We start from the raw sequence: 13,867 nt of genomic DNA, 5'->3' as shown, positions 1-13,867 counted from the left end.
TATCTGTGAATTAATCCATCGACCTGCCATTATAGCTTTTTAGCCGCGTCGTTGCCGGTATCAGCCGAACGCTTTGCTTCCGCTATATCAGCATCTTCATACGCTTGCACGATTCTCTGAACTACTGGATGGCGCACCACGTCTTTTGACTGGAAGAAAGTGAAACTGATGCCATCGACGTCTTTTAATACGTCAATCACATGACGTAAACCTGACTTTTGGCCGCGCGGTAAGTCGACTTGGGTAATATCGCCAGTCACCACCGCTTTCGAGCTAAAGCCAATTCGCGTCAAGAACATTTTCATCTGCTCGACGGTGGTATTTTGGCTTTCGTCCAGAATAATAAAGGCGTCGTTTAAAGTACGTCCGCGCATATAGGCAAGCGGCGCAACCTCAATCACGTTGCGCTCCATTAACTTCGCCACTTTCTCGAAGCCGAACATTTCGTAAAGCGCATCGTATAAAGGACGTAAGTAAGGATCGACTTTTTGTGCCAAGTCGCCAGGTAGGAAACCTAAGCGCTCACCCGCCTCAACCGCTGGGCGTGTTAAAAGAATACGACGAACCTGCTGCTTTTCGAGTGCATCCACCGCATTCGCCACTGCTAGGTAGGTTTTACCCGTTCCGGCAGGGCCAATACCAAAGCTAATGTCATGGTGGATGATGTTTTGCAGGTATTGCTTTTGGTTCGGACTACGTGGCTTAATTAATCCACGCTTAGTCACTAATGTCACATTGTCATCAACATGGCCTTTCGGCTTGGCTGATTCTAACTCAGTCGAAATTTCTTGAATCGCTAAGTGAATATCAGCGCTATCGAGTACCTTTTTCTTGGCGGTATCGGCATACAAACCTTCCACCACCTGGCGTCCAGCGGCAATATTAATGCCTTCGCCGATTAAGCTGACTGAATTTCCACGAACATTCACTTCAATGCCTAGTCGGCGTTCTATATGCTTTAAATGCTCGTCAAGGTAGCCACATAAAGCCGATAAACGCTTGTTATCGGCTGGAACTAATTCAAAAGTTTCGTTAGATAATTTGGACAAGAATTAACCTTTGGACAATTGATGACTTAATGAACCAAGCCGTCTGGCTCGAATTCACCACGTAAAGAATTTGGGAAAGCGTCAGTAATGGTCACTTCAGCAAACTTTCCAATTAAGCTGTGCGGGCCGACAAAATTCACAATACGATTGTTTTCAGTACGACCACGAAGCTCCATCGGATCTTTCTTTGATGGGCCTTCAACCAACACTTTTTCTTTATTGCCAATCATGTTGCGGCTGATTGAGAATGCCTGCTGGTTGATACGCTGTTGTAAAATTGATAAACGCTGTTTCTTCACTTCCATCGGCGTATCATCGACGATATCCGACGCTGGCGTACCTGGACGCGCGCTGTAAATGAAGCTGAACGAGTGATCATAACCAATATCGCCAATCAACTTCATCGTATCTTCAAAATCAGCCTCGCTTTCACCAGGGAAACCAATAATAAAGTCAGAAGACATCGACATATTTGGGCGGATTTTACGCAAACGGCGGATTTTAGACTTGTACTCAAGCGCTGTGTGACCACGCTTCATTAATGCTAAAACGCGATCTGAGCCGCTTTGTACCGGCAGGTGTAAATGACTCACTAACTCAGGTACTTCCGCGTAAACATCAATGAGTCGATCTGAGAACTCAACCGGATGCGATGTGGTAAAGCGAATACGGTCAATACCATCAATCGCCGCGACATAGGTAATCAGCTCAGCTAAGTCAGCCGTATGGCCTTCGTGCGTTGGGCCTCGATAAGCATTAACGTTTTGGCCTAATAAGTTCACTTCACGCACGCCTTGTTCAGCCAGCTGAGCACATTCCGCTAAAACGTCATCAAACGGGCGACTCACTTCTTCACCGCGCGTATAAGGCACAACGCAGAAAGAGCAATACTTCGAGCAACCTTCCATAATCGACACGAACGCCGTAGGGCCTTCGGCGCGTGGCTCAGGTAAACGATCGAATTTCTCGATTTCTGGGAACGTAATATCGACAACAGCTTTACGCTTAGTGCCGTCACCGCTGGCTTCTTTAATCATTTCAGGCAAGCGATGTAAGGTCTGCGGGCCAAAAATCACGTCCACGTAGGGCGCGCGCTGGCGAATAGCTTCACCTTCTTGCGAAGCAACACAACCGCCTACGCCAATAATCAAATCAGGCTTGTCATTTTTCAGGTTTTTCCACTGGCCCAACTGAGAGAACACCTTCTCCTGAGCCTTTTCGCGGATCGAGCAAGTGTTAAGCAACACCACATCAGCTTCTTCAGCCGACGCCGCCGCTTCCAAACCGTGAGTTTTGTTAAGTAGATCCGACATACGAGACGAATCGTACTCGTTCATCTGACAACCCCAGGTTTTAATAAATAATTTCTTGCTCATGTGACCCTACTTGCTCCTGACGCTTCGCAATTTAGCTAAAATTAGCCGATTTGTTCAAAAAAGGGCGCGAATTATACCATCACGGGGGCGCCCTAAGCCAGTATTCGCTGACTATTTTTTAAGCAGAGTTGTGGCCTGTTCCTAATCTTTCTAGTATTTTTTGATTTTATTTTGTTAAACTCTTTTGAATCAAAAAATAGGAGTCAAACATGATGAAAAGCAACATTCTAAAAGTATTGTGTGGAATCAGTATTTTTGCCCTTGCCGCCTGCTCGACAGAAGCAGAAAAAAAACAAATCCAAAAAAGTAGCGGTTGGACCATTAAAAGCAATCAATCTTTGTTAAACTTCAGCAGCACTAAAAATGGCGACATTGAAGAAAAGCATGAATTCAACGGCATCACCGGCTCTGTCTCTAAAACTGGCGAAGTGCAAGTTACTGTCGATCTGACTAGCGTTGATACCAACATCCCTATTCGTGACGAGCGTCTGCAAAAGCACGTTTTCAATACTGAGCAGCATCCAAAAGCGCTCATCACAGCCAATATTGACCCACAGCTACTAAGCGTTAAAGACAAAACTAAAACGACTATCAAAGGTACTTTGTCGCTCGCAGGGCAGTCGACAGATTTTAGCGCGGAAATTAGCGTGACTCCTGCTAAAGGAATGCTAATCGTCACCACCGAAGAGCCTGTGGTGCTTTCTGTTAAAAAGCTTGGCGTTGCCGATGGTGTAGAAAAGCTTCGTGAAATTGCTGGCCTAAATAGTATTAGTGATGAGGTGCCAGTGACTTTTTCACTTACCTTGTTGCATCACTACTAAGGTTCAGCCTTATTTAAGCTTCATCAATGGCGACTTACAGGTCGCCATTTTTCTGCCCGAATCACTATAGTTTCCATCACTTTATTCACACAACAGCTCCATAATATTGCGTTTTAATAACATCATCGAACAACGCAATAGCTTCCAACAAAGAGGAAGCTTCAAGGAGTCAATGATGAATACCACAACTAAATTAAAACAAGCTACTTTTGCTTTCGTTGCTATGATGGCGTTAGGCTTAAGCGCCAACTTACAAGCCGATCAGCCGACCGAACCATTAGAAAATGTTAAGCTTTTCGGTGTCGTTAATACGCTCGATAGCGAACGCAACTTAATCACTTTACAGCCACAAGCTAGCACTATTAAAGAAGAACGTTTCGATGGCCTCACCGTTCTTACCTTGTCGCAAAGCTTCAGTAATACTAGTGACAGCGCTCTAAGCGGTTACTACCAAATTCCGCTGCCGAACCCAAGCGCACTGATTCACTATGAAGTGAGTTCTGATGGTGCAATCAACGAGCTGTCTGATCCACAAAAGGTTTCGCTGGAAAAAGGGCAAAGCATTACATACACGGTTCGTTATGAGTTGCATTCAGACTTACTGGTAGGCTTCCACCAAGCACATGAGCCAATGTTTGAGGACGCTAACTTAGATGTAGAAACTGCTATCGCACAAAACTAACTATTATCCCCAAAGCATAGGAAGACTCTCAGACACGGACGTCATTTTATCTACAAAGACAATAGTCTCCTCCACCCTTAGGACGCACAGCGTCCTTTTTTTGTAAGTCAAATATGAGTCGAGCAAGCCACACTTGCATTAATTTGGCTCTAGGTCACATAAAAAAAAGTACTCCCTCACACAGCAAAACCCTGCCAGTTCACAAAGGTACATAACTCTACAAAACGATACAGTTTTACAATTGAACAGCATCTTTGAGGTTGCTAGTTTGGGTGCCGTGTTATTAATAAATTTTATTCGATTTAAAACACAAGGGCTGAAGGGGGTACATCTAATCGATGAGTTTGTGCTAAGCGCTGCCATCGATTAGATGCTTCAGCATCAATAATCAGAACAACTATCGACTCACTAATGAGAAGGAGATATCTATGAACAGAAGTTCAAAGTTCATGCTTAGCGCTTTGTCGCTTAGCATGTTAACCGTCGTCGGCCATGCGGCTGAACGCCAATCGCTACGAGACAATCCTGTTATCAACAATCTTATCGCTGAGCAGCAAGCTCTACCGGGCTCTGTTTCGATGAACGCGAAACAGCTTGTTGGTCTACAAGGCAATAGCGACGCTTTACAGGTTCGCAAAAGCTACCACAACGATAACGGCACCGTAACCAAGCGCTATCAGCAGTTTTATAAAGGTATTCCGGTTATCGGCGATGACGTCATTATTACGCGCAAAGCTTCTGGTCAATTCAGTTTTGCCCATGGCGCGGTGCTTCAAGCCATCGAGCAAGACGTCCCAAGTGTCAAGCCAAGCATTACTTCTGCTGAAGCATTATCGATCGCTAAAAATACACAAGCCTTTAACGCACAAGGCAAAACAAGCCGCCCTGTTTCACACTATGAGAATGAAAAGTCTGATCTCGTTATTTGGCAAGACAACGATGGCGCAGCGAAATTGGTTTACTCTGTAAGCTACGTTGCACACGGCGACGAACCTTCTCGCCCACAAATGTTTGTTGATGCAAAGACCGGCGATGTGCTGCATTCTTATGAGAATCTGCAAACGGCTAACGGCACAGGTCCAGGCGGTAACCAAAAGACGGGCAAATACTTTTACGGTACGGACTTTGATCCGATGAATGTGGCACAGTCTGGCAATACTTGTCGCATGAGTAACAGCAATGTCGACACTATCAATATGAATAATTCGCAGTACGGTGGCAACATCCACAGCTTCACTTGTCCTGACAATACTGTGAAAGAAATTAACGGCGCATACTCGCCATTAAACGATGGTCATTTCTTTGGTGGCGTTGTTTTTAATATGTACAACGACTGGTTCAATTCAGCACCACTAACACAAAAACTACGTGTTCGTGTTCATTATGGCAACAACTATGAGAATGCCTTCTGGGATGGCCAGCAAATGACCTTCGGCGATGGCGCTAGCACTTTCTATCCACTAGTGTCACTAGACGTTATGGCGCACGAAGTCAGCCACGGTTTCACTGAACAAAACTCAGGTTTGGTGTACAGCAATAAGTCTGGTGGTTTGAACGAAGCCTTTTCAGATATGGCCGGTGAAGCTGCTGAATTTTATATGCATGGCACTAACGACTTCTTAGTTGGTGAGCAAATTTTCAAAAGTAACGGTGCCTTACGCTACATGAACAATCCGCCACAAGATGGTAGATCGATTGATCACCAAAGCAACTTTACTTCAGGTATGGACGTTCACCACAGCTCAGGTGTTTATAACAAAGCTTTCTATTTACTCGCAACGACCAGTGGCTGGGATACGAAAAAAGCTTTTGAAGTCTACACCCGCGCCAACCAAAACTACTGGACCTCACGCACAAACTGGGATGATGCTGGCGACGGTGTTTTAGATTCAGCTTGTGATTTAGGTTACAGCGTTGATGACGTAAACGCCACGCTACAAGCCGTAGGTATTAGCAGTAGCGTTAGCCCTGGTCGTGATTGTGGCGGTACAACTCCACCACCTCCTGGCGATAATGTTCTGAAAAACGGTGAGCCGGAAACAAACCTTTCAGCCACCACTGGTAACGATATTCTTTACACCATGGAAGTACCTGCTGGTGCAACTAACATTAGCTTTGCCATCACTGGCGGTTCAGGCGATGCCGACTTATACGTTCGTAAAGGCGCCGCGCCAACTGACTCGACTTACGATTGCCGCCCATACCGCAACGGTAACAACGAAAGCTGCTCAGGCAGTGGCGAAGGCACTTATTATGTGCGCGTAAAAGCCTACTCAAGCTTCTCTGGCGTTACGCTAACTGGTAGCTTCGACGACAACACAGGCCCTGGCACACCGCCAATCGACGAAACTTACAGCAACGTTTCCGTCCCACAAGGTGCTTGGACACGCTATACGCAAGACCTAAACGGTGACTATAGCTCACTAACCGTCACAATCACTGGTGGTTCTGGTGATGCTGACTTATACGTTCGTCACGGCTCACAACCAACAACCTCAAGCTACGATTGTCGTCCGTACAGATGGGGCAACGAAGAAACTTGTACCATCAACGCGCCACAGTCGGGCACATGGCACATAGGTTTACGTGGTTATAACGCTGCTTCTGGTGTCACTCTAAACATCACAGCAACTCCTCAGTAACCCGGTTACCAACTTTAGAGGGGCTTCCCGCCCCTCTTTCTATAAACATCCTTCGAGCAATATTTACATTTTAATCACAGAATAGGTAGCTCACTATGAAGCATCTAACCACCATATTTTTAATGTCTGTGGCCGCCACCTCTTTGTCTTTAACAAGTACGGCGACAGCAAAAACAGACTCAACTTCAGACCAAAATCCATCCCAATCCGAACAAACAGTATGGATCACGCTTGGCGCTGATGCCGCTGAAACCGTACAAAATAAATTTCAAACAGACATCCCCATGACGCTATCGGGAATTGTCGGCAAAAATAGTGCTAACCCAGTCGCTATAGCCCAAATCCCAGAGTCTAAAGTCATTGAGCTAAGCCAGCTCATGCATGATGAACATAAGCGTTGTGGCGGCTTTTTCTACCACAGTACTCAGCAGCAAGCGCAAGAGCACGCACACAATATTCATCAAACCCAAAACTTTGCCTCGGTTAACTACAGCATCGACAATCCGCAGGCGGTGAATGCCTTAATCTCCAAAGTCAGTAGCGCCGATCTAATCGCTACGGTTAACAGCCTGACGAGCTATTACAACCGCTATTACACTTCGTCAACCGGTGTCGACTCCGCCAATTGGATTAAAAATCATTGGCAATCCATAGCCGCAGATCGAAGTGATATCGATGTAAAACTGTATGGACACAATAGTTGGAATCAGCCATCGGTAATCGCCACCATTACGGGCACAACTTACCCCGATGAAATCGTTATTATTGGTGGTCACCTCGACTCTATTAACTCCTACAACCGCTCTGGCAGAGCACCAGGCGCCGATGACAATGCTTCAGGCATTGCCGTATTAACTGAATCACTAGAAGCCATCGTCGAGTCGGGTTTTAAGCCTGAGCGAACGGTTAAAATTATGGGTTACGCGGCTGAAGAAGTTGGTCTTCGAGGCTCGCAAGAAATTGCCGCTGAGCATAAAAACAATAACACCAATGTACTGGGAGTCGTCCAGTTCGATATGTCCGGTTATAAAGGCAGCTCACAAGACATTGTATTTATTACGGATTATACCAATCAAGAGCAAAATCAGTTTCTCGCCGATCTGGCCGATACATACTTGCCATCGATTAGCTACGGCTACGACCGATGTGGTTACGGTTGTTCCGATCATGCTTCTTGGCATAACCAGGGTTTTGCCGCTTCGATGCCATTTGAGTCTCACATGGGTAGCACCAATGGCGATATCCACACCGTAAATGACGACCACTTTAACGCGAACCACTCGGTAAATTTTGCGAAGCTGTCTGTAGCTTTTTTAGCGGAGTTAGCGAAAGGCACCGTCGATGGTGACACCCCACCACCGCCGCCACCTGGCGACAAAGTCATAAAGAATGGCGTTCCCGTAACGGATTTATCCGCTACCACTGGCAACGATATCCTTTACACCATGGAAGTTCCTGCTGGTGCGAGCAACATCAATTTTGCTATCAGTGGTGGCTCCGGTGACGCTGACTTATACGTTCTCAAAGGCGCAGCACCAACGGACTCGACTTACGATTGCCGCCCTTACAGAAACGGTAACAATGAAAGTTGCTCAGGTAGTGGTGAAGGAACCTACTTTGTTCGCCTAAAAGCTTACACTAGCTTTTCAGGTGTCACACTGACCGGTAGCTTCGAAGACAACACTGGTCCTGGCACACCTCCAATCGACGAAACTTACAGCAACGTCTCTGTTGAAAAAAATGCTTGGGCTCGCTACTCCCAAGAGCTCGACGGCGACTACAGCTTGCTAACCGTTACTATTTCGGGCGGCTCAGGCGACGCCGACTTGTATCTTCGTCACGGCTCACAGCCTTCAACATCAAGCTATGACTGCCGCCCTTACAAATGGGGTAACGAAGAAAGTTGCACCATCAATGCGCCACAATCAGGCACATGGTACATCGGTTTGCGCGGATACAGCGCCACTTCAGGCGTCACTCTCACCATCCAAGCAACACCACAATAATTTAAACTGTTCCTAGTTCCACGGTAGTGCACACAAGGATGTGTGCATTTTAATGCCGCAATATTAGTGCCGACTTTCACATCAGTCTTGCTTAGCACTTTCTCTCAGATACCTTCTCACTCCCCTTCTCACCTTTCATTTGACTCCAAAATTATCGTGCAAGCTCATAGCTCGCCATAACTATTACCAGTCAAATTAAAAGAGCTTGAGTTTTTGTTCCAATCCTGTGTATCATGCGTTTGATGGTTCAATGTACTCCATGTTGAACTCACTCAAAAAATGTTATCAAGAAAGGCCGAGGGACTAGACCCTATGACGCCTTAGCAACCCTTTCCTTGTAAAGAAGGTGCTACGTTCTACTTCTTGTCTTATGACAATGAAGATAGATAACTGAGATAAAACCACTGTTCTGTGGTTGTTCAGAATTTCTTTTTAACATTTTTCATTCGTCATAACGCGATGCGTTATGTGGACTTTTATTGATATTGTAAAGGTATGAAAAATGACACAGTCAAACCAGCAAGAAACCCAAGCCCTTCACTCGGGCCATGATGTTACACAACACGGCGACACCCGCGCAGTCCCTATTTACCTCACTTCTAGCTACGTCTTTAAAGATGCAGATCATGCTGCTAACTTATTCAATTTGTCTCAGCCCGGTTTTATTTATACCCGCTTAAATAATCCTACCAACGATATTCTTGAGCAACGACTGGCGGCCTTAGAAGGCGGTGTCGGCGCAGTAGTTACGGCATCTGGTACGGCAGCTATTAGCACTGCTTTACTGACACTACTTAAAGCCGGTGATCATATCGTTGCTTCGGGAAGTCTATATGGTGGTACCTTCAATCTATTAAATGTCACCCTACCGAGATTTGGCATTACCACTACATTTGTTAACGCCGACAACCCTGATGCTGTGAATGCGGCTATTCGTGAAAATACCCGTGCTGTATTTATTGAATCTTTAGGTAATCCTAAGCTGGATGTTCTGGATATAAACGCGATTGCCAACGTTAGTCATAAACACGGCATTCCTTTGATCGTTGATAACACTATCGCCACGCCGGCATTACTCAAACCGATTGACCATGGTGCTGATATCGTCATCCATTCGTTGACTAAGTACATTACTGGCAACGGTACTGGCATGGGCGGGGTGATTATTGACGCCGGTCGATTCGATTGGGCTAATGGTAAGTTTCCAGAATTTACTAATCCTGCGCCAGGTTACCACGGTCTGATTTATCACGAAGCTTTGGGCAATTTGGCGTATGTGGCACGTTTACGAATAGAAGGTTTACGCGACTTAGGAGCGGCATTAAGTCCGTTTAATGCTTTTGCCACTTTGCAAGGCTTAGAAACTTTATCCTTACGAATTAAGCAGCACAGTGACAATGCCTTACAGTTAGCGCAATGGTTACAAGAACAGCCACAAGTGGCATGGGTTAACTACCCTGGTTTGCCGGAGAGTCCGTACCACGAGCTAGCGCAAAAATACCTGCCCAAGGGGCAAAGCGGTGTTCTTACATTTGGTTTAAAAGCAGGTTTTGAAGCAGCAAAAACAGTCGTCAACAAAACCAAGATTTTCTCCCTTCTAGCGAATATCGGCGATACCAAATCTTTGATCATTCACCCCGCGAGTACGACCCATCAGCAACTGAGCAAACAAGATCAAGAAGCTGCTGGTGTCAGCCCCGATCTTATTCGACTGTCAGTGGGCTTAGAAGCATTAGAAGATTTGAAATCTGACTTACAGCAGGCTTTTGCTGAAATAGCACAGTGAGGCTGGTAATGAGTAGAACAATCATTCTCGATAATTTTACGACCTTATCAGGCGCAAGCTATCAGCGAATACCAATAAGTTATCGACTATTTGGCCCCGAGTTACATCAGGCACCGATTATTTGTATTAATCATGCCCTGACTGGTAACTCTCAGGTTAGCGGAGAGGCTGGATGGTGGCGGGACTTAGTAGGCCCCGATAAAGTTATTGATACGAACCACTTTACGGTATTAGCCTTCGATTTGCCCGGCAATGGTAGCAATGACTTTGTCATAAAAAACTACCATGACTTTGTGGCGAAAGACATGGCCCGTATTTTACTGTCAGCACTGTCGAGTTTAAAAATTCATAAGCTCCATGCTTTGATTGGAGCCTCTTTAGGCGGAGGGATCGCTTGGGAAATGTTAGCCCAAGCATCGAAACTGTGCCGCCACTTTATTCCTGTAGCGACGGATTGCGTTTCATCCGACTGGCTAATTGCAAACTGCCATTTGCAGGAACAAATTTTACTAAACTCAAAGCAGCCAGTGCCTGATGCTCGAAAACACGCCATGATGTGTTACCGAACGCCTTCATCGTTCAGCCAACGCTTTCAACGTAAAAAACAGCAGGACCAATCGCTGTTTCAGGTTGAAAGTTGGCTTAATCACCATGGTGACAGCTTAAGCAAGCGGTTCTCTTTATCATCGTATCAGTTAATGAATCAGCTTTTAAAAACAGTCGATGCTGGAGTTAGAAGTAGCCCCAAGCTAGTAGCACAAATTAAGGCACAGATTCATCTGGTCGCGATAGATTCTGATTTATTTTATCCTGCGGCAGATACTAAAAACTTGTTATCTTTTTTAAAGCAGCATTTACCAACAGGTCAGGTCGACTACCATGAAATCACATCACCCCATGGGCACGATGCTTTCCTTATGGAGAAGCAACAAACAGCACTGATTATCGGTTCAATTTTAACACCCAATAATAGGTTTAAAGCTTGTCGCGTGTTGAAGTTTGGTGGGCGCTCTTTGGCTGATGATAATGGAGGTTTTTCTAGAGTTTTAGATATTATTGAAAGTCGTAAAGCCGACTTAGAAAATATCGTTGTTGTGGTATCAGCGCGAGCGGATACCACACAGCGATTACATAAGCTGGTACTCAAGGCGGCTTCGGGTGAAGACTATACCGATGACTTAGAACAACTTATCAAGGATCAAACGCCACCAGGATTGCTTATCGACTGGCAAGACAATATCAACTTAATCAGTCGACTGCTTAAAGGTATTGCCATGATTGGCGATTACAGCAAAAAAACTTTAGATAAGATCCTCGCTCAAGGCGAGCTGATGTCAGTCAAAGCGGTTGCCGCTGGCCTAAGTTCCCGAGGAATCAGCGCCGGACTGCTCGATACCCATTCATTGCTTAAAAGTGATAACAATTTCAACCGCGCCACACCTTTAACAGATCTGTCGCAAGTAGCTGTACGCCAGGCTATCGAGCATCTGAAAAGCCATAACGTTATACTCGCTGCAGGCTTTGTCGCTTCGACCGAACAAGGGGAGACAACCACATTAGGGTTAAATGGTAGTAATTATAGCGCGGCTTTATTAGCAAACTTTTTAGACGCTGATGAAGTCGAAAATTACACTCACGTAGACGGCATTTATACCGCCAATCCTGAGTGGGTAGACCGCGCAACCAAAATAGAGCAGCTAAGTTTTGCCGAGGCTAACGAACTAGCACAACTGGGAACTTCGGTGCTACATGCTAAAACCATGTTGCCTTTACTAGAAAAGAATATTCCATTGCGACTACTCAATACCTTTAAGCCTGATGAACCCGGAACTCTAATATCAGCTGATAGCGATCGAACGGGGATAAAATGTATTAGCGCTGATCCGCATCGCGCATTGCTTACTTTAACTGGACGGGGCTTATTGGGACGAGTAGGGATTGATAGTCGGATATTTAATACCCTTTCGCGTCATGATATTAGTGTCAACATTATTTCACAAAGCGGTGCTGAGCGTGGTATCGGCTTAGTGGTCAGTAATGAAGATGCCCAGTTGGCTTTGCGAGTTTTACGCGATGAGTTTAAGGAGGATATTAAGCGCCGTGATGTCAGTGATATTCGTGTTGACGAACAGGTTTCCGTCATCACCGCTGTCGGTTTATCATTAACCGACTTTAGTCGCCCTCTGACAGCCTTAGTTAATAATCGAATAACGCCCCTCGTAATGAGCAATGCGGTAAGCGGTAATAGTGTGAGCTTAGTGGTCCAAAAAAGTGAGCTGATTAAAGCGGTTAATGTTATTCATAGTGCAATATTTGGTGCCATCAAGCGGGTGCACCTAGTGCTTTTTGGTCATGGTGTAGTTGGCAGTGCTTTGATTGAACAGATTTTATCGGCACAAGCGTCAATTCGGGAAACAAAAAATATTGAACTAAAAATTATTGGCATAGCAAACTCCAGACAACTGCTTCTGGATAAAAACGGGCTTGGCTCTGATTGGCTATCTCGTATCAACAAAAGTGACCAAGCGTCAAATGTCCAAACCATTATTGATTATGTCGAACGCCACCATTTAGAAAATGTCATCGCTGTCGATAATACAGCTAGCGAAGCTCTTTGTAGTCAATACGCTAAGCTAATCACAGCTGGCTATGATCTGGTTTCGTCCAATAAAGTTGCCAACACACTCGACTATGGGTATTACCAACGACTACATCAACTATTAAAACACCACCAAAAACGTTACCTCTATGAGACCAACGTTGGTGCAGGTCTGCCACTTATCGATACCATTAGAACGTTACATCAGTCGGGAGAGAATATTACTGCAATACGTGGAATTTTTTCAGGCTCCCTGAGCTACATATTCAACCGCTTTAGTTCCGAAGATTTGGCTTTTAGTGACGTTGTTAATGCTGCCGTTAAACAGGGGTTTACTGAACCTGATCCGCGATCGGATTTAAGTGGACTGGATGTGGCGCGTAAGCTATTAATTCTAGCTCGGGAGTTGGACTTAGCGGTCTCAATGAAGGATGTTACGATTGAGAATCTAGTGCCAGATAGCTTAAGCGAAATAAGTTTAGCTGAGTTTAGACAAAACCTTAGTAAGTTAGATGATATTTTTGCTGCCAAGAAATCCAACTTAACCCCTGGACAAGTTTTGCGTTATGTTGGTGAGTTAAGTGGTAACTTGATGCACACTGAGAGCACCCGCTTAACCGTTTCGCTTGAAGCCGTGGATAGTAGCGGTCCGCTAGGCCGTGTTCAGGGTAGCGACTCATTATTTGAAATCTACACTGAATCCTACGGCGCACACCCAGTCATTATTCAAGGCGCTGGCGCCGGAGCTCAGGTCACGGCCCGTGGTGTCCTTGGTGATATTTTACGAATTGCTTCTCAGCGCAGCTAGAGAATTGACAGGCAGAGCGACTTGATCGGACAATTGCACACAAGGAAGTGTGCTTTTTTATCGAACTTTAAAACTTTTGGCAGAAAATCTTGCCTATT

At 45.4% G+C, this 13,867-nt stretch carries 8 protein-coding genes and 1 riboswitch; of the genes, 6 read left to right on the top strand and 2 right to left on the bottom strand.

Translation table 11 applies throughout. The features are described from left to right. Positions 1-29: 29 nt before the first annotated feature. Positions 30-1,049, bottom strand: a complete 1,020-nt coding sequence (locus DL796_RS05205; RefSeq protein ID WP_110200593.1) for a PhoH family protein — start codon at positions 1,047-1,049, stop codon at positions 30-32. Between the two features lie 26 nt (positions 1,050-1,075). Continuing rightward, entirely contained in the window at positions 1,076-2,425 is a 1,350-nt protein-coding gene (miaB, locus tag DL796_RS05200; RefSeq protein WP_110200592.1) for a tRNA (N6-isopentenyl adenosine(37)-C2)-methylthiotransferase MiaB, read from the bottom strand. Positions 2,426-2,634: 209 nt separating this feature from the next. Here miaB and DL796_RS05195 point away from each other — a divergent pair, with 209 nt between their 5' ends. The 6 genes from DL796_RS05195 (at position 2,635) to thrA (ending at position 13,769) form a co-directional block, all read left to right on the top strand. Further along, positions 2,635-3,246: a YceI family protein gene (locus tag DL796_RS05195; RefSeq protein WP_110200591.1), complete on the top strand. Its 612-nt coding sequence runs from the start codon at positions 2,635-2,637 to the stop codon at positions 3,244-3,246. Between the two features lie 172 nt (positions 3,247-3,418). Next, positions 3,419-3,928, top strand: coding sequence for a hypothetical protein (locus DL796_RS05190; protein WP_146205070.1), 510 nt, complete (start codon positions 3,419-3,421; stop codon positions 3,926-3,928). A gap of 428 nt (positions 3,929-4,356) precedes the next feature. After that, positions 4,357-6,570, top strand: coding sequence for a M4 family metallopeptidase (locus DL796_RS05185; RefSeq protein ID WP_110200589.1), 2,214 nt, complete (start codon positions 4,357-4,359; stop codon positions 6,568-6,570). 95 nt (positions 6,571-6,665) lie between these two features. Then, on the top strand, positions 6,666-8,576 hold the full coding sequence (locus DL796_RS11820) for a M20/M25/M40 family metallo-hydrolase (RefSeq protein ID WP_110200588.1): 1,911 nt from the start codon (positions 6,666-6,668) through the stop codon (positions 8,574-8,576). Between the two features lie 279 nt (positions 8,577-8,855). Next, positions 8,856-8,969, top strand: a riboswitch (SAM riboswitch). Positions 8,970-9,078: 109 nt separating this feature from the next. Further along, positions 9,079-10,362 carry an O-acetylhomoserine aminocarboxypropyltransferase/cysteine synthase family protein gene (locus DL796_RS05175; RefSeq protein ID WP_110200587.1) on the top strand — a complete coding sequence of 428 codons (1,284 nt, stop codon included), beginning with the start codon at positions 9,079-9,081 and terminating at the stop codon, positions 10,360-10,362. A gap of 8 nt (positions 10,363-10,370) precedes the next feature. Then, the gene (thrA, locus tag DL796_RS05170; protein ID WP_110200586.1) at positions 10,371-13,769 is read left to right on the top strand and encodes a bifunctional aspartate kinase/homoserine dehydrogenase I; all 3,399 of its coding nucleotides are present in this window, start codon (positions 10,371-10,373) and stop codon (positions 13,767-13,769) included. The last annotated feature ends 98 nt before the right edge of the window (positions 13,770-13,867 follow it).

Origin of the sequence: Kangiella spongicola (assembly GCF_003194565.2) — a bacterium.
Taxonomy (GTDB): domain Bacteria; phylum Pseudomonadota; class Gammaproteobacteria; order Enterobacterales; family Kangiellaceae; genus Kangiella; species Kangiella spongicola.
This window is presented reverse-complemented; position numbering and strand designations above follow the sequence as displayed.

Bases quoted from the DNA above. Each gene is read 5' to 3' on its own strand.
- miaB (WP_110200592.1), bottom strand. From the start codon at position 2,425: ATGAGCAAGAAATTATTTATTAAAACCTGGGGTTGTCAGATGAACGAG.
- DL796_RS05195 (WP_110200591.1), top strand. From the start codon at position 2,635: ATGATGAAAAGCAACATTCTAAAAGTATTGTGTGGAATCAGTATTTTT.
- DL796_RS05190 (WP_146205070.1), top strand. From the start codon at position 3,419: ATGATGAATACCACAACTAAATTAAAACAAGCTACTTTTGCTTTCGTT.
- DL796_RS05185 (WP_110200589.1), top strand. From the start codon at position 4,357: ATGAACAGAAGTTCAAAGTTCATGCTTAGCGCTTTGTCGCTTAGCATG.
- DL796_RS11820 (WP_110200588.1), top strand. From the start codon at position 6,666: ATGAAGCATCTAACCACCATATTTTTAATGTCTGTGGCCGCCACCTCT.
- DL796_RS05175 (WP_110200587.1), top strand. From the start codon at position 9,079: ATGACACAGTCAAACCAGCAAGAAACCCAAGCCCTTCACTCGGGCCAT.
- thrA (WP_110200586.1), top strand. From the start codon at position 10,371: ATGAGTAGAACAATCATTCTCGATAATTTTACGACCTTATCAGGCGCA.